At 72.5% G+C, this 15598-nt stretch carries 18 protein-coding genes; 7 read left to right on the top strand and 11 right to left on the bottom strand.

Annotated elements, in window-relative coordinates; translation table 11 throughout:
• Positions 1–113: 113 nt before the first annotated feature.
• The gene (locus AB0J36_RS03340; RefSeq protein ID WP_357172540.1) at positions 114–620 is read right to left on the bottom strand and encodes an Lrp/AsnC family transcriptional regulator; all 507 of its coding nucleotides are present in this window, start codon (positions 618–620) and stop codon (positions 114–116) included.
• Between the two features lie 130 nt (positions 621–750).
• Here AB0J36_RS03340 and hppD point away from each other — a divergent pair, with 130 nt between their 5' ends.
• The 6 genes from hppD to AB0J36_RS03310 all read left to right on the top strand — a co-directional run bounded on the left by hppD (position 751) and on the right by AB0J36_RS03310 (position 6641).
• Entirely contained in the window at positions 751–1956 is a 1206-nt protein-coding gene (gene hppD, locus AB0J36_RS03335; protein WP_357172543.1) for a 4-hydroxyphenylpyruvate dioxygenase, read from the top strand.
• An 11-nt stretch (positions 1957–1967) separates the two neighbouring features.
• Positions 1968–2693 carry an RDD family protein gene (locus AB0J36_RS03330; RefSeq protein WP_363660077.1) on the top strand — a complete coding sequence of 242 codons (726 nt, stop codon included), beginning with the start codon at positions 1968–1970 and terminating at the stop codon, positions 2691–2693.
• 37 nt (positions 2694–2730) lie between these two features.
• A complete protein-coding gene (locus AB0J36_RS03325; RefSeq protein WP_357128726.1) occupies positions 2731–3756 on the top strand; it encodes an RDD family protein in 1026 nt (341 codons plus the stop codon).
• Positions 3753–4856, top strand: a complete 1104-nt coding sequence (hisC, locus tag AB0J36_RS03320; protein WP_357128723.1) for a histidinol-phosphate transaminase — start codon at positions 3753–3755, stop codon at positions 4854–4856. The genes AB0J36_RS03325 and hisC overlap by 4 nt, the downstream gene beginning before the upstream one ends.
• A 134-nt stretch (positions 4857–4990) precedes the next feature.
• Entirely contained in the window at positions 4991–5545 is a 555-nt protein-coding gene (locus AB0J36_RS03315) for a hypothetical protein (protein WP_357128720.1), read from the top strand.
• A 127-nt stretch (positions 5546–5672) separates the two neighbouring features.
• Complete coding sequence (locus tag AB0J36_RS03310) at positions 5673–6641, top strand: hypothetical protein (RefSeq protein WP_357392306.1); 969 nt, start codon at positions 5673–5675, stop codon at positions 6639–6641.
• Here the strand turns inward: AB0J36_RS03310 and AB0J36_RS03305 are convergent.
• From AB0J36_RS03305 to AB0J36_RS03280, 6 genes are all read right to left on the bottom strand, one after another.
• A complete protein-coding gene (locus tag AB0J36_RS03305; protein WP_357128713.1) occupies positions 6601–6951 on the bottom strand; it encodes an LPXTG cell wall anchor domain-containing protein in 351 nt (116 codons plus the stop codon). The genes AB0J36_RS03310 and AB0J36_RS03305 overlap by 41 nt on opposite strands.
• 89 nt (positions 6952–7040) lie before the next feature.
• Positions 7041–8297 (bottom strand): PQQ-binding-like beta-propeller repeat protein, encoded by a 1257-nt coding sequence (locus AB0J36_RS03300; protein WP_357392305.1) that lies wholly within the window; start codon positions 8295–8297, stop codon positions 7041–7043.
• Positions 8298–8381: 84 nt separating this feature from the next.
• Positions 8382–8864: an SRPBCC family protein gene (locus AB0J36_RS03295; RefSeq protein ID WP_357392304.1), complete on the bottom strand. Its 483-nt coding sequence runs from the start codon at positions 8862–8864 to the stop codon at positions 8382–8384.
• Positions 8865–8975: 111 nt separating this feature from the next.
• Complete coding sequence (locus tag AB0J36_RS03290; RefSeq protein WP_357392303.1) at positions 8976–9185, bottom strand: DUF397 domain-containing protein; 210 nt, start codon at positions 9183–9185, stop codon at positions 8976–8978.
• A 155-nt stretch (positions 9186–9340) separates the two neighbouring features.
• Entirely contained in the window at positions 9341–10537 is a 1197-nt protein-coding gene (gene fahA / locus AB0J36_RS03285) for a fumarylacetoacetase (protein WP_357392302.1), read from the bottom strand.
• Positions 10534–11403, bottom strand: coding sequence for a hypothetical protein (locus tag AB0J36_RS03280; RefSeq protein ID WP_357392301.1), 870 nt, complete (start codon positions 11401–11403; stop codon positions 10534–10536). Before AB0J36_RS03280 ends, fahA begins: the two co-directional genes overlap by 4 nt.
• A gap of 94 nt (positions 11404–11497) precedes the next feature.
• On the opposite strand from AB0J36_RS03280, the gene AB0J36_RS03275 reads away from it, so the two are divergent.
• Positions 11498–12664 (top strand): homogentisate 1,2-dioxygenase domain-containing protein, encoded by a 1167-nt coding sequence (locus AB0J36_RS03275; RefSeq protein ID WP_357172550.1) that lies wholly within the window; start codon positions 11498–11500, stop codon positions 12662–12664.
• On the opposite strand, the gene AB0J36_RS03270 is transcribed toward AB0J36_RS03275, so the two are convergent.
• Genes AB0J36_RS03270 through AB0J36_RS03255 form a run of 4 tightly spaced genes read right to left on the bottom strand, consistent with a single transcriptional unit; the run spans position 12661 to position 15475 of the window.
• A complete protein-coding gene (locus AB0J36_RS03270; RefSeq protein ID WP_357392300.1) occupies positions 12661–13689 on the bottom strand; it encodes a tetratricopeptide repeat protein in 1029 nt (342 codons plus the stop codon). The genes AB0J36_RS03275 and AB0J36_RS03270 overlap by 4 nt on opposite strands.
• A gap of 10 nt (positions 13690–13699) precedes the next feature.
• Complete coding sequence (gene ispF / locus AB0J36_RS03265; protein ID WP_357129236.1) at positions 13700–14185, bottom strand: 2-C-methyl-D-erythritol 2,4-cyclodiphosphate synthase; 486 nt, start codon at positions 14183–14185, stop codon at positions 13700–13702.
• Between the two features lie 52 nt (positions 14186–14237).
• The gene (gene ispD / locus AB0J36_RS03260; RefSeq protein ID WP_357128691.1) at positions 14238–14933 is read right to left on the bottom strand and encodes a 2-C-methyl-D-erythritol 4-phosphate cytidylyltransferase; all 696 of its coding nucleotides are present in this window, start codon (positions 14931–14933) and stop codon (positions 14238–14240) included.
• A 56-nt stretch (positions 14934–14989) separates the two neighbouring features.
• Positions 14990–15475: a CarD family transcriptional regulator gene (locus AB0J36_RS03255; RefSeq protein ID WP_007073334.1), complete on the bottom strand. Its 486-nt coding sequence runs from the start codon at positions 15473–15475 to the stop codon at positions 14990–14992.
• Between the last annotated feature and the right edge of the window lie 123 nt (positions 15476–15598).

Raw genomic sequence — 15598 nt, 5'->3', positions numbered from 1 at the left:
CCACCCGCACACCGTAGCCACGATCACGGATCTTCCGTACGCCCGCGCCGCCGTGTCGCCGCGCTTTCTGCGGCGGAAGGTGTTAACGGGGTGCCCTTCCTCTACCGCAAGCGTTAGGAAGGTGCCCTTCCTTCAGCTCGGACGGCGCTGCGGATCAACGGCAGCGTGCGGTAGGGGATCTGCTCCGCCAACGCGATGATCGTCGACGCGCGGGTGATGCCGGCGAACGAGACGATCTGGTCGATCACTCGTTGCAGGTCCGTGTTGGAGCGGGCCACGATCCGGCAGAGCAGGTCGCTGGAGCCGGTGATGGTGTGCGCCTCCAACACCTCGGGGATCGCCGCCAGGTGGGCGGTGACCGGGTCGTGGCCCTGCCGTTGGCTGATCTCCAACGTGACGAAGCTGGTCACGCCGAAGCCGATCGCGGCCGGCGAGATCTCCGGACCGAAGCCCCGGATGACACCCCGGTCGACGAGCTTGTCCAGCCGGGCCTGCACGGTGCCCCGGGCCACGCCGAGCCGCCGCGAGCACTCCAGCACCCCGATCCGCGGCTCCTCGGCGAGCAGTTCGACCAACCGGACATCGAGCGCGTCGAGCTGTACAGCCTGCCCACCATTCATGGGTTCAGACCATACCGAATGCGCAACCTGACCAGCCTTTACGTTGACAGTTGCCCACTCGATGCCCGTCCCGCGATCCTTCGGTCAAGAACCGGCCCACGAGGCCGGCCGGTACGCGAGGGAGGCCACCATGACCCAGGCGATCGACCGACCCCAGTCGACCGAGGACGTCGACATCGACCGGCTCGTCGGCGCCGTCGACCACGACATCAGCCACGACCCGTTCCCCGTCCGTGGGCTCGACCACGTGCACTTCCTGGTCGGCAACGCCAAGCAGGCCGCGCACTACTACTCCACCGCGTTCGGGATGACCTGCGTGGCGTACCGGGGCCCGGAGCAGGGTTACCGCGACCACGCCCAGTACGTGCTGACCAGCGGCTCGGCCCGGTTCGTGCTGACCGGCGCGGTGCGCCCGGACGCCGACGGCGCGGAGCACGTGGCGAAGCACAGCGACGGCATCAGCGACATCGCGCTCGAGGTGCCGAACGTCGACGCCGCGTACGCGCACGCCATCGGTCAGGGCGCCACCGGCGTCGTCGAGCCGCACGACGTGACCGACGAGAACGGCACCGTCCGGATGGCCTCCATCGCCGCGTACGGCGACACCCGGCACACGCTCGTCGACCGGTCCCGCTACCGCGGCCCGTTCCTGCCCGGCTTCGTGGCCCGCGGCCCGATCGTCGACCGGCAGCCCATGATCGACGCCGGCATCCAGCCGAAGCGGTTCTTCCAGGCCGTCGACCACGTGGTCGGCAACGTGGAGCTGGGCCGCATGGACGAGTGGGTGGAGTTCTACAAGCGGGTGATGGGCTTCTCCAACATGGCGGAGTTCGTCGGCGACGACATCGCCACCGACTACTCGGCGCTGATGAGCAAGGTCGTCGCGAACGGCACCCGCAAGGTGAAGTTCCCGCTCAACGAGCCGGCCATCGCCCGCAAGAAGTCGCAGATCGACGAGTACCTGGAGTTCTACCAGGGCCCGGGTGCCCAGCACATCGCCGTCGCCACCAACGACATCGTGGCCAGCGTCGACGCCATGCGCGCCGCCGGCGTGGAGTTCCTGGACACCCCCGACTCGTACTACGACGACCCGGAGCTGCGGGAGCGGATCGGCAACGTGCGGGTGCCGATCGAGCAGCTCAAGGAGCGCAAGATCCTGGTTGACCGGGACGAGGACGGCTACCTGCTCCAGATCTTCACCAAGCCGGTGCAGGACCGCCCGACCGTCTTCTTCGAGCTGATCGAGCGGCACGGCTCGCTGGGCTTCGGCAAGGGCAACTTCAAGGCGCTCTTCCAGGCCATCGAGCGGGAGCAGGAAGCGCGCGGGAACCTGTAACACTGTCGAACGTGACGCAGCCTCCGTCGTACCCGACGCCGCCGGCCGGTGGGCCTCCGCCCGCCGCTGGCGGCGTCGCGCCATCGCCCGGCCCACACCCCCAGGGGTACGGCGTGCCGCCGCACCAGCCCCCACCCGGGTACGGCGTGCCGCCGCAGTACGCCCCACCCGGGTACGGCGTGCCGCACTGGCCGGTCGCCCAGCCCGCGCTCAGCCCGGCCGGCCAGCCGCTGGCCAGCTTCGGTGACCGGCTGCTGGCCTGGCTCATCGACGGGGCACTGGCGAGTGTCGTGTCGATGGTGCTGTTCCTGCCGGTCTTCCTGGTCCTCTGGTGGCAGATGTTCAGCGAGATGACCCGGACCAACCCGGACGGCACTCTCGTGGAGCCCGACCCGGCCACCGTCTTCACCGACTTCTTCCTGCCGCTCCTGCTGGCGGAGCTCGGCGTCTTCGTCGTGCTGCTCGGGCTCTACTGGCTCTACCACGTGGAGTACCTCAAGCGTGGCGGCCAGACGCTCGGCAAGAAGATCATGAAGCTGCGCGTGGTGCCGCTCGATCCGAACCGCACGCTGGACCGGCGGATGGCCGGCCGCCGGTGGCTCGTGCAGTACCTGGCCTGCTCGCTGGTCCCCGGCCTGAGCTACGTCGACGGCTTCTGGCAGCTCTGGGACAAGCCCTGGCAGCAGTGCCTCCACGACAAGTTCGCCGCGACGGTCGTCGTTAAGGTTGCCTCGTGAGCGAGCGAACCAGCAGGTACGGCAGCGGAGCGTCGGCGTGAGTGTGGAGCCCGGCTGGTACGTCGACCCCGCCGACCGCGAGACCCGTCGTTACTGGGACGGCGAGGGTTGGCTCGGCGCGGCCATCCCTGTCGACGCGACCCCGCCCGACGGACCGCCCCCACCCGAGCCGCCGCCCGTACCGGTCACCCCGGCCGGCTCTCCCTCGGCGGAGACCCCGCCGGGCTGGCCGCCGCAATCCGGCCAGCCAGCCCACCCGGGGCCCGGCCCGCAGTCCGTCCCGCCTCCGGGTTGGGGTCCGCAGGGCACCCCGCCTCCCGGCTGGGGTCCGCAGGGCGGTCCGCCTCCGGGCTGGGGCCCGCAGAACGGTCCCGCCGGTTGGAGCCCGCAGAGCACCCCGCCCGGTTGGAGCCCGCAGAGCGTGCCGCCCGGCTGGGGTCCCGGCTGGCCCGGCCGTCCACCGGAGCCGCGCCCGCACGGGCTCAGGTTGGCCGGTTACGGCCGGCGGCTGGTCGCCCGTTTGATCGACTTCGCTGTCGTCTTCGCGCTGAACGTGCTCGTCAACGGCTGGTTCGTCTGGCGGTGGCTGGAAGAGCTGACGCCGTACTGGCGGGAGGCGTTCCGGCGTGGGATGGAGGGCAACACCTCCCGCGAGGGACTGCCGCCGATCAGCGAACAGGCCGGGCTCCTCCAGGTGGCGATCGTGGTGATCGCCACCGCGCTGTGGCTGGCGTACGAGGTGCCCGCCATGGCCGGCAACGGGCAGACCATCGGCAAGCGGGTGATGCGTATCCGCGCCGTCCCCATCGAGGCCGACCAGCCGTTGGGCTTCGGCCGGGCGCTGCGCCGATGGACGACGCTGGGCATGTCCACCCTGCTCTGGCCCTGCTTCGGGATCGGTCTGCTGGTCCAGCTCATCGACTCCGTGTCGCCGCTCGTCGACCACCCGCTGCGCCGCGCGCTGCACGACCGGGGCGCGCTGACGGTGGTCGTCGAGGTCCCCGCCACCACCGGTCCCCCCGCCTCCGACGATCACCCTCAGCCCTCGGGAGACACCCCATGACCGACTCCGGACGTCACCAGCCGGCGGTGCGACTGACCCGCGCCGACCTGGACGCGCTGCCCAGCTACGTCCCCGGGCGCAGCCCCGCCGACCTGGCCCGCGAACTGGGTCTGCCGGAGGCCATCAAGCTCGCCAGCAACGAGGTGCCGTACGGGCCGCTGCCGGGCGTGGTCGAGGCGGTCACCGAGGCGGTCAGCGGCTCGCACCGGTACCCGGACATGGGCGTGGTCGCGCTGCGCGACGCGTTGGCCCAGCGGTACGGCGTGGACGCCGACCGGATCGCCACGGGCTGCGGGTCGGTGGCGCTCGCCGAGCACCTGGTGCGGGCCACCTGCCTGCCGGGTGACGAGGTGCTGTACGCGTGGCGGTCGTTCGAGGCGTACCCGATCATCGCGGCGACCAGCGGCGCGACCAGCGTGCGGGTCGCCAACGACGCCGGGCACGGGCACGACCTGGCGGCCATGGCGGCGGCCGTGACCGACCGGACCCGGATGATCCTGGTCTGCAACCCGAACAACCCGACCGGCACGGCCGTCCGCCGGGCCGAGCTGGACCGGTTCCTCGACTCGGTGCCGGACGACGTGCTGGTGGTCATCGACGAGGCGTACCGGGAGTTCGTCACGGACCCCGAGGTGCCGGACGGCCTGGACTACCTCGGTCGGCCGAACGTGGCGGTGCTGCGCACCCTGTCCAAGGCGTGGGGCCTCGCCGGGCTGCGGATCGGCTGGCTGGTCGCGCAGCCAGCGGTGGCGGCGGCGGTCCGCAAGGTGGTGACGCCGTTCTCCACGAGCACTGCGGCCCAGGCCGGCGCGCTCGCGGCGCTGGCGCAGGCCGACGAGATGGAGCGCCGGTGCGCGCTGGTCGTCGCCGAGCGGGACCGGGTCACCGAGGCGCTGCGCAAGTTCGTGCCCGACGTTCCGACCAGCCAGGCGAACTTCGTCTGGCTGCCGCTGGGCGACCGGGCCGTGGCGTTCGGCAAGGCGTGCGAGTCGCGCGGGGTGATCGTGCGGCCGTTCGCCGGGGACGGCGTCCGGGTCACCATCGGCACCCCGACCGAGAACGACGCGTTCCTGGCCGCCGCGGAGGCGGCGCTGACCTGAGCGAACGCGGTATGACCAACCGGTGACATAAGAGCTGTTTGTCTGGTTTTGCACGGTATTTGCCCTATCTTCCGAAGTAGCCGGCGCGGCGCGGACCCGTGCCGGCTCACTTCGAGAAAACGGGGTAACGAACAGTGCGTACTGCCAAGATCTGCCTCGCCGGAGCAGCCGCGGTGGCGGCGGTCGGCTTCCTCGCGGCACCCGCCGCCGCGGCACCCACCGACACCACGACCACCACCTTCGAGGTGCTCGCCGGCACCCTCGACATCGACGCGCCGGCCACCGCCGACCTGGGCACCGGCGCACCCGGTGGCACCATCACCGGCCAGCTCGGCACGGTGACCGTCACCGACTCCCGGGGCTCCGCCGACGCCTCCTGGGTCGCCTCGGTGACGGCGACGGTCTTCCAGACCGGCGGCGGCTCGCCGCCCGAGACGGTCCTGCCGTCCGAGATCGACTACTGGTCCGGTCCGGCGACCGCGACCACCGGCGACGGCACCTTCACGCCGGGCCAGGCCACGGCCGGCGACGCGGCGCCACTGGACAGCACCACCCCGCTCACCGCGTTCACCCACTCCGGCGGCACCGGCGGCAACACCGCGGCCTGGAACCCCACCCTGGTGGTCAACGTCCCGCTGGACAGCATCGCGGGCGTCTACACCGGCACGGTGACACATTCGGTGGCGTGACCGCCGGGGGCGGTCGACCATCGCGGTCGCGCTCGCCCTGTTCTGCCTCGCCGGTCCGGGTCTGTCGACCCGGGCCGGCGCGGCCGAGCCGGACGCGGGGTCGGACGAGGGCAGCATCGGGATCCGGTTGCTGGAGGCCCCGACCGACCGCCGCGACGACCCGCGGGCACTGCGCTACATCGTCGACCACCTACCGCCGGGCACCACCATCAACCGGCAACTGCTGATCGTGAACCGGACCGGCGAGCCGCGCCGCGTCGACGTGTACCCCGCGGCAGCGACCCTGGAGGGTTCGGCCTTCACATTCGGGGAGGGCAGGGCGGCCAGCGAGCTGACGTCCTGGACCACGGTCGACCGCGACACCGTGGAGTTGGAGCCGTGGGGCGAGGCACGGGTCCGGGCGACCGTCACCGTGCCGACGGCCGCCCCCCGGGGCGAGCGGTACGGCGTCATCTGGGCGTCCACCACCTCAAAGCCCCGGGCGAGCGGCCAAGTCACCCAGATCCACCGGGTCGGTGTTCGGATGTACCTCGACATCGGCCCGGGTGGCGAACCGGCCTCGGACTTCACGATCGGCGACGTGCGCCCGGCCCGCGGTCCTGAGGGCGTGCCCACGGTGACGGTCCAGGTCACCAACACCGGCGGCCGGGCCATCGACCTGACCGGCACGGTCAGCCTGAGCGACGGGCCGGCCGGCAGTCGAGCCGGGCCGTTCCCGGTCGGGAAGGGCGTCACGCTGCCCCCGGGCGGCTCGGGACTGGTCGTCGCCCAGTTCCCCACCGAGCTGCCCAACGGCCGCTGGAAGGCCGAGGTGAACCTGGAGAGCGGGCTGGTGAAGCGGAGCCTGACCGCGCAGATCGAGTTCCCCGACCCCGCTGCGGCCGGCCGCAAGGGCAGCGTCGTGTCCCGCCTGCGCTCTCCCTGGGCGGTGGGAGTTGTCGTCGCGGCGCTGCTGCTGACGACCGGTCTCGCCGTGCTCGTGCGCCGCCGCTCCCGCCGGACCCCTGCCGCCGCGCACCGCGAACACGTTCCGGCCGACCGGCAGGCGGGCCACGTCAGCTCGGTCGGCGGCGACGGGCGGCCAGCCAACCGATGACCACCAGCGTCATCCCCACGGCGACGAGGAGCAGAATCGACCCGTTCGGGCCGGTGACCGGCAGGTTCCCACCGTGGCTGGGCGTCGGGGTGGGCTGCCGGGTCGGCGGGGGCGTGGTCGGGGTGATGGTCGGCGATGCCGGCACCACCTCGAAGGTGACACCGGTGTCGTCCGACGGCGCCACCCGCACCGCGGCAACCGCGCCTGCCGGCGGCCCGCCCGGCAGGAGCGCCGATGGCACCGTGCTCACGAGTCCGGTGGCAGCGGCGAGCACACCACCGACCAACCACCTGGTTGCCCTGCTGGCCATGTCGACCCCTCCCACCCCGAAACCTGAACCGTGAGAAAAGTACCTTTTCCGGACAGATGTGGTGAAAGATTCGGAACCCGGTGCCCCGATCAGGTGGCGGCCAGGATCACCGCCTCCGAGGTCAGGTAGTAGCGCTGGTCGTCGCCGTCCGGATCGACCGGCTCGCGCAGCCGCTCCATCGCGACGTAGCCGGCCTCGGCCCAGACCGCCCCGGGCGTCCAGCCCGTGCCGTCCGAGCCGACGTTGAGCGTGCTGCGGGACAGCAGACGCCCGGTCGCCGGGTCGAGCGTCACCAGGTCGTTCCCCTCGGTCAGCAGATGCACCCGGCCGGGCTGGGCGGCGAGCACCCGCGCCGGGCCCAGGCCCGCAGAACGCCACAGCTCGGCACCCGTACGCGCCGACCGACCCACCGCTACCCCGTCGACGACACCGACAGCCTGTTCGCCGACCACGACGACGCCGGCCGGGTCCAACGCGGGCGCGGCCACCGGCTCGCCACCGCCCAACGCCCAACCCCGGCCACCGGCGTCACCCGGACCCGCCGTGCGTAGGGCCAGACACCCCGACCGGCCGGTACGACATCCGAGCGGGGTGACCACCAGGTGATCCGGGTCGCCCGGGGGTCGCCAGCGCTCGCCCACCAGGCCCGTCGCGGCGTCCCGGAACTCGATCGTGGCCGGGCCGGAGCAGGTGTCCAGTCCGATCAACTGCCCGGTCGCCGTGGTGCCGACGTCGCTGCGGCAGTCGCCGGGCAGGTCGGTCCGCCACAGCTCCCGACCGCTGGACACCTCCACCCCGCTCGCCCGCCCGTTCCCGGTGACCGTCAGCACGGTCCGGCCGTCCGGGAGGTCGGTGAAAAGGAGCCCGCTGGGGTTCCAGACGATGGCGGCACCGGTGCGCCGGACCACCGCCGTGCTCGCAACGGGCACCGGCCCGTCGGCCCGCCAGCGGACCCGCCCGGTGGACGCGTCGAGCGCGACCAGCCGGCCGTCCGACCAGCGGCTGACCACGATGGTGCCGCTCGCCACCACCCCGGTCAGCTCCGCCGGCCACCGCCGGTACGACCAGTAGGGGGTGGTGCGGTGCCGCCAGTCGACCGGCCGGTCGGCGTAGACCTGGCGGTGGGCGGCGTACACCCGCAGCCGCCCGTCCACGATCAACGGGGCGACCGGGAGACGGCCGATCACACCGGCCGCGGGTTGGGGCGTCGCCGGATAGTCCGCTCGGGCGGGCGTACTCACCTCGGCCGGCGCGAGCACCCGGTGGACGACGACCGCGACGGCCGCCACGGCGAGTAGCACCGCCACCGCCAGCACGAGCCGTCGCCGGCCCCTCGGGAACCCCATGCCGCACCTCCGCCCGGCACCCTACCCAGCGCACTGGGTCGGAGCCCGGTCAGGTTGTACGGGTCAAGCTCCGGGCACGTGCGCTCAGGCCGCTTCGAGCGAGCCGGCGGCGCGAGCAGCGACGGCCAGGTCGGCGAGGTCACGCCGGAGCGCCACCTCGACCGCACGGGCGGCGAGGCCACCGAGCAGCAGGGCCACCACCCGCCCGTACGGATCGGTCGGCACCGCCTCCTGGGTGACGGTGACCGCGGTGCGCGGGCCGCGACGTCGCCGGGCCGGACGCAGACGCCAGGTGATCCGGTAGTCCGCACCGGCGCCGGAGGAGCAGAGCACCAGCCGCTGGGGTGCGAGCGCCTCCACCACCAGGAACTCCTCGGTGAGGGTGCCGCCGCCCGGCTGGGCGCGCTCGGCACGCCAGGCGGTGCCCGGCCCGAACGGGCCCGGGGTCAGCACCTCGACCGGGCCGGCCCCGGTCAGTCGGGCGGCCCGGTCGGACAGGTCGGTCAGCAGGCACCAGACATCGACGGCGTCCGCCTCGATGAAACCGGTAACCGCGACCGTCGACATGCCACCCTCCCGTGCCACCGACGGTACGCGCGGTGCGGGCCGGACGAGGCCCCCGGACGGAATTTCCACCACCCGGAGGCCACGTTGTCCGTTCCGCCGGTGCGACACCGCTCAGCGTTCGAAGCGACCGGACCTGATCGCCCCGACGAACGCTGTCCATCCCGGCGGGCTGACGGCCAGTGTGGGGCCGCTCTGGTCCTTGGAGTCGCGGACCGCGACCAGGCCGATCACGTCGACCAGGTTGTCCGCCACCTCCACGCAGAGTCCCTGGTCGTTGGACCGGCTGCTGGTGCGCCAGAGCGCTCCGTTGAGATCGTGCATCGTTGTTACCTCCGTGTGCGTCGGGACGCCCCACCACTGGACAGGGGGTGGCGGGGCGACTGATCCGCGTGATCAACGGGGTAACCGGGGTGTGGTTATCGCACAGACGGTGCGACCATGAGTCTCGTCGATGAGACGGCCCGGCGGCGGGTGCCTCAGCGGGCCGGCTGGACCGTTCCGGTGACCTCGCCCAGGGCGATGGTGGTGCCGTCCAACCCGGGCGCGGTGGCGGTGATGGTGACGGTGTCGCCGTCGGCGAGGAAGGTACGGCTCTCGGCGCCGACCTTGGCCGGCTCGGCCCCGCCCCAGGTCAGTTCCAGGAACGAGCCGACCTGGGAGCGCTCGGGGCCGGAGACGGTGCCCGAGGCGTACAGGTCGCCGGTGCGCAGGGACGCGCCGTTGACGGTCAGGTGCGCCAACTGCTGGGCCGGCGTCCAGTACATGCCGGCGAACGGCGGTTCGCTGACCCGTTCGCCGTTCCACTCGACCGACAGCCGCAGGTCGAGCCCCAGGTGCGGGACGTCGCGCAGGTAGTCGACGACCGGCGGGTCCTGATCCGGAGCCGGCACGAAGGCGTCGGCCAACGCTTCCAACGGCGTCACCCAGGCCGAGACCGAGGTGGCGAAGGACTTGCCGAGGAACGGGCCGAGCGGCTGATACTCCCAGGCCTGGATATCGCGGGCCGACCAGTCGTTGACCAGCACCACCCCGAAGACGTGATCGGCGAAGTCCGCCACCGGGACCCGGTCGCCCAACGCGCTGGGCACACCCACCACGAAGCCGACCTCGGCCTCGATGTCGAGGCGTACCGACGGGCCGGTCACCGGACCCTCGGCGGACGCCCGCTGCCCGGTGGGCCGGACCACCGGCGTGCCGGAGACCACGACGGTCCCGGCGCGGCCGTGGTAGCCGATCGGCAGGTGCTTCCAGTTGGGCAGCAGCGGCGGCTGACCCGGGCGGAAGATCTGCCCGACGTTCGACGCGTGGTGCTCCGAGGAGTAGAAGTCGACGTAGTCGGCCACCTCGAAGGGGAGCAGCATCTCCACGTCGGCCAGGGGCACCAGCAGCGGCTCGACCGCCGGGCGGTGCGCCGGGTCGGTGAGCAGCCCCACGATCCGCTGGCGGACCGCCGTCCACTGCGGACGCCCGAGCGCCATGAAGTCGTTGAGGGTGGGCCGGCCCAGCGCGCCGGCGGCCAGCACCAGCCCGGCGGCCTCCGCCCCGGCCAGGTCGAACACCCACGAGGAGATGCGTACGCCGATCCGCGGCCCGTCCCCGCCGGAGGAGAACACCCCGTACGGCAGGTTCGTCACGCCGTACGGCGAACCGTCAACGCCGCTCACCCAGGTCATGCGTCGTAGCCCCCGTTCACCAGCCCCAGCCGGATCAGATCGGTAAGTGGTTCCAGGATGCTGCACGAGCCGAAGCCGACCCAGAGCGGGCGCGGCGCGTCCAGCCGTCCGTTGACGCGTTCGAGCAGCGGACGTGGATCGAGGGCGGCCAGCAGCTCGGCGATCACGCGCACGCTCTCCCCGTCGGCGGCGGCGAGCGTCGCGGCCAGCACGTTGGCGTAGCCGTGGTGGGTGAACCCGGTCTCCGGGTCGAGGTGCCGCACCGCCTGGTGCAGTCCGGCGGTGAGCTTGAACGGCAGCGCGCGGTCGCGGCAGGCGCAGAGCACCGCCGCCAGTTCGGCCGGGGTGGGGAACAGTTCGGCGGCGAGGCCGCCGGTGCGGAACTTGGCGGCGATCGGCACGCCGTCGGCGCGGGCGGTGGCGAGGGCGTCCAGGGCGCCCATCAGGCCGAAGGTCAGCGGCAGCTCGGCGTAGACGGCCTCGACGCCCGGCAGGGTCTCGGTCAGCCGCAGCAGTTCGGCGACGCCGGGTAGCGGGTCCTCGCCCCGCTTGGCGACGGCCACCTCCACCTGGCGGGCCGTGACGCCGTCGGGTGGCAGGAACGAGAGCGCGAAGGGCAGGCGGGCGATCCCGGTGTCACCGATCAGCCCGATCACCGGGCCCTCACGCTGGTCGACGAGACCGCTCAGGTCGCCGGTCACGACGGTCGAGGCGGGAACGAGCAGCGGGCCGACCAGATCCGCGTACCAGGCGGCGCGGTGCTGGCGGTGCGCCTTCAGAGCGTCGGGCAGCGTGGCGCTGCCCGGAGGGAAGACGGCGGCGTCGTCCACCAGGCCGTAGAGGAGCGCGGGCACCTGCGTTGACACGGAACAAGAATCTACGGGACGCTACAAGGAACGGACAACAGCGTCCGATTATCGGACGCCTTCGGCCGGTGAACGGGATATATCGGGAGGCGAGATGCCGTACTACCGCAGCGTCGGCGAGGTGCCGCGCAAGCGCCACACCCAGTTCCGCCAGCCCGACGGCAGCCTCTACGCCGAAGAGCTGATGGGGCAGGAGGGCTTCTCCTCCGACTCGTCCCTGCTCTACCACCGGCACGCGCCCACCGCGATCCTGGCCGCCGACGTGTTCACCCCGCCCGCGTTCACCCGGACGGCGAACCTGCCGCTCAAGCCCCGCCACCTGCGCACCCACAAGCTCGACGCCGGCGATGCCGACCCGATCCTCGGCCGGCAGTACCTGCTCGCCAACGACGACGTCCGCATCGGGTACGTCCTCGCCGACCGGCCCTCCCCGCTGTTCCGCGACGCCACCGGCGACCACTGCCTGTACGTCGAGGCCGGCACGATGCGGGTCGAGTCGCCGTTCGGGGCCCTGGACGCGGTCGCCGGCGACTACGTCGTCATCCCCACCTCGACCATCCACCGGCTGGTCCCCACCGGTGACGTGCCCGTCCGGCTGCTCGCCGTCGAGGCGTCCGGGCACATCGGTCCGCCCAAGCGCTACCTCTCCGTACGCGGGCAGTTCCTGGAGCACTCGCCGTACTGCGAACGAGACGTCCGCGGCCCCGACATGCCCCTACTCGTGGACGGCGAGGAGGTCGAGGTTCTGGTCCGGCACCGTCGCGGCTGGACCCGCCACGTCTACGCCAACCACCCGTTCGACGTGGTCGGCTGGGACGGGCACCTCTACCCGTGGGCGTTCTCCATCCACGACTTCGAGCCGATCACCGGCCGCATCCACCAGCCCCCGCCGGTGCACCAGACCTTCCAGGGCCCGAACTTCGTCATCTGCTCCTTCGTGCCCCGCAAGGTCGACTACCACCCGCAGTCGATCCCGGTGCCGTACAACCACCACAACGTCGACTCCGACGAGATGCTCTTCTACACCGGCGGCAACTACGAGGCCCGGCGCGGCTCCGGCATCGAGCAGGGCTCGATCTCGCTGCACCCCTCCGGGTTCACCCACGGGCCCCAGCCGGGCGCCGCCGAACGCTCCATCGGCGCGGACTACTTCGACGAGCTGGCCGTCATGGTCGACACCTTCCGCCCCCTCGACCTCTGCGACGCGGCACGCGCCTGCGAAGACGAGGGATACGCCTGGACGTGGGCGCGCCGCCCCTAGCGGACGGTTGTTCTGGTGAAGGCGGCGAACTCGGCTATCACCGTGGCGACGATGGCGAGCACCAGCGGCCACGGCGAGCCGACCATGGCGTACACGAGTAGCAGCAGCGGCGCGGCCGCCACCGCGTAGATCGCCAGGGCCATCGTCCGGTCGGCGTGCAGCATGGCCGGCAGGACGGTCCGGGTGAACCCCGGAAGCCGGGCCGCGAGCTGCCACACCACGACACCGCCGGTCAGGGCGGCGAGCACCGCCAGGACCCGGGAGAACCCGTCGTTCGCCGACGCCGCGAACGCGACCACCACCGCGGCGACCAGTGACCAGCCCGCGCCGTAGAACACCAGGCGGTGCAGGCCGTACGCGAGGGTCCGTGGGGAGTCGATCCGGCTCGGGCCGAACGTCACCATCTCGGCCATCTGCTCCAGCGCCGCAGACCAGCGGCGCTGCTCCAGACGCAGGACGCCGACGTCGTGCCCGACCTCGGCGAGGCGGGGATCGAGCCGCAGCGCCTCCCGGTAGGCCCGCTCGGCCAGGTCGAACAGCTCCAGCCGGGCCGCGACCAGGCTGAGCACCAGGTGCGCCGGCGGCTCCTGGGGGGCCAGCTCGACCCCACGCCAGGCCGCGTTCAGCGCCGGCTGGCCGTTGCGCGCGTCGGCCAGGATCGCCGCGGCGCTGCGCTGGGCGTACGCGTCGGCCGGCCCGAGCGCCAGCAGCCGGTCGGCGGTGGCGGCCGCGTCGGCGTACCGCCCCAGATCGGCCAGCGCCATCGCCCGCACGACGAGCGTCGGCGGGGCGTCCGGTGCGGCGGCAACGGCCGAGTCGGCGGCGGCGAGCGCGTCGGCCGGCCGGTCGGCGGCGAGATGCACCCGGGCCAGCATGGTGAGGGCGTCCGGGTCGGCGGGCTTCAGCGCGAGCCCCTCGGTCAACTCGCCGGCCGCCTCGTCGTGCCGGCCCAACTCGGCGAGGAGCTGGGCGCGTTCGAGGTAGCCGTCGGCGGCGAACCGGTCGGGGGCGGGATCGGTGGACATCGCGGCGAGCCTAGGCGGCCGGGGCGTCGTACACCAGCGCGACGGCGACGCCCGCCAGACCTTCCTCACGGCCGGCGAAGCCGAGCCCGTCGGTGGTCGCGGCGGAGACGGTCACGGGTGCGCCGACGGCCTCGGAGAGCACCCGCTGAGCCTCATCCCGCCGACGGCCGATCTTGGGCCGGTTGCCGATGACCTGCACGGACACGTTGCCGATCGCCAGGCCGGCGGACCGCACCCGGCGGGCCGTCTCGGCCAGCAGCGCCACGCCGGACGCCCCCGCCCACTCGGGCTGGTCCACCCCGAAGGCCGAGCCGAGATCACCGAGCCCGGCGGCGGAGAGCAGCGCGTTGCAGGCGGCGTGGGCGGCGACGTCCGCGTCCGAGTGCCCGGCGAGACCGTCCTGGTCGGGCCAGAGCAGGCCGGCAACCCAGCAGGGTCGGCCGGGCTCGAACGCGTGCACATCGGTGCCGATGGCCACCCGAGGAACGATCATGATCCGAGACTACGCGTAGAACGAAGGTGCGGTCCCGCCGTGCGGTCGCGAGGCGTCAGTCGCTGGCGGCGAGCAGGTGCTCCGCCAGTGCCAGGTCGAACGGACGGGTGATCTTCAGCGCGTACTCCGAGCCGGGCACGCAGGCCACCGCCACACCCTGCTTCTCGACCAGGCCGGCGTCGTCGGTGAGCGGATCACCCGCGGCGGCGTGCGCGGCGGCCAGCACGGACCGGCGGAAGCCCTGCGGGGTCTGCACGGCGCGCAGGGCGGACCGGTCGACGGTGCCCAGCACCACCTCGTCGGGGCCGACCTCCTTGATGGTGTCGACGACCGGCAGGACCGGGATCACCGCCGGCTGGCCGCCCCGGACCGCGGCGGCGACCGATTCGACCAGCTCGGGTGGGGTCAACGCGCGGGCGGCGTCGTGCACCAGGACGATTGTCGGGCCGGCCGGCACGGCCGCGAGCGCGGCGGCGACGGAGGCCTGTCGTTCGGCGCCACCGGCCACCACGGTCACCGGCGCCACCGAGGCCAGCAACTCACGGACACCCGCCACCTCGGCCGCCGGTGCGGCCACCACGATCGTGTGGACCGACGGTGCGGCGGCGAGCCGGCGCACGGCGTGCACCAGCAGCGGTTCTCCGGCGAGCAGGCGCAACGCCTTGGGTCGACCGGGACCGAGGCGTACGCCGGCACCGGCCGCAGGCACGAGGACCGCGACGTCACCGCGCGGGTTGAGCTGCGCGGTCACGTCGCGGTCCTCGGTGGTTTCTTCGCTACGAAGTGGGTACGACGATGCTGTGCGGACTAGGCCTCGGTGAGGACCTTGTCGAGCAGCGTCTCCGCCTCGTCCTTGGTGCTCTTCTCAGCCAGCGCGACCTCGCCGACGAGAATGTCGCGGGCCTTGGCCAGCATCCGCTTCTCGCCTGCGGAGAGGCCCCGCTCCCGCTCCCGACGCCACAGGTCACGCACGACCTCGGCGACCTTCAGCGGGTTGCCGGAGGCCAGCTTTTCCAGGTTGGCCTTGTAACGCCGCGACCAGTTGGTCGGCTCCTCGGTGTGCGGAGCCCGGAGAACGTCGAAGACCTTACCGAGGCCCTCTTCGCCGACCACCTCGCGAACGCCCACGATCTCGGCGTTCTCAGCCGGCACCCGGACCGTCAGGTCACCCTGCGCGACCCTCAGGACGAGATATTGCTTGGGCTCGCCCTTGATGACCCGAGTCTCGATTGCCTCGATGAGTGCGGCCCCGTGGTGGGGGTAAACAACGGTCTCGCCGACACTGAAAACCATAGGTTCGAAACCCCTTTCGCTGTGTCTAGGGTAACACGCTCAGGCAACGATGTCTCACCGATGTCCTGACCGTTGGCGCAGCTCAGGGGCCCTGTGAGAGGTCTTTCTTCAGCTTGACAGGCG

This window comes from Micromonospora sp. NPDC049662, assembly GCF_040675055.1.
Lineage (GTDB): Bacteria > Actinomycetota > Actinomycetes > Mycobacteriales > Micromonosporaceae > Micromonospora.
Note: the sequence above shows the minus strand (reverse complement) of the source record. Positions and strands in the feature narration are given on the sequence as shown.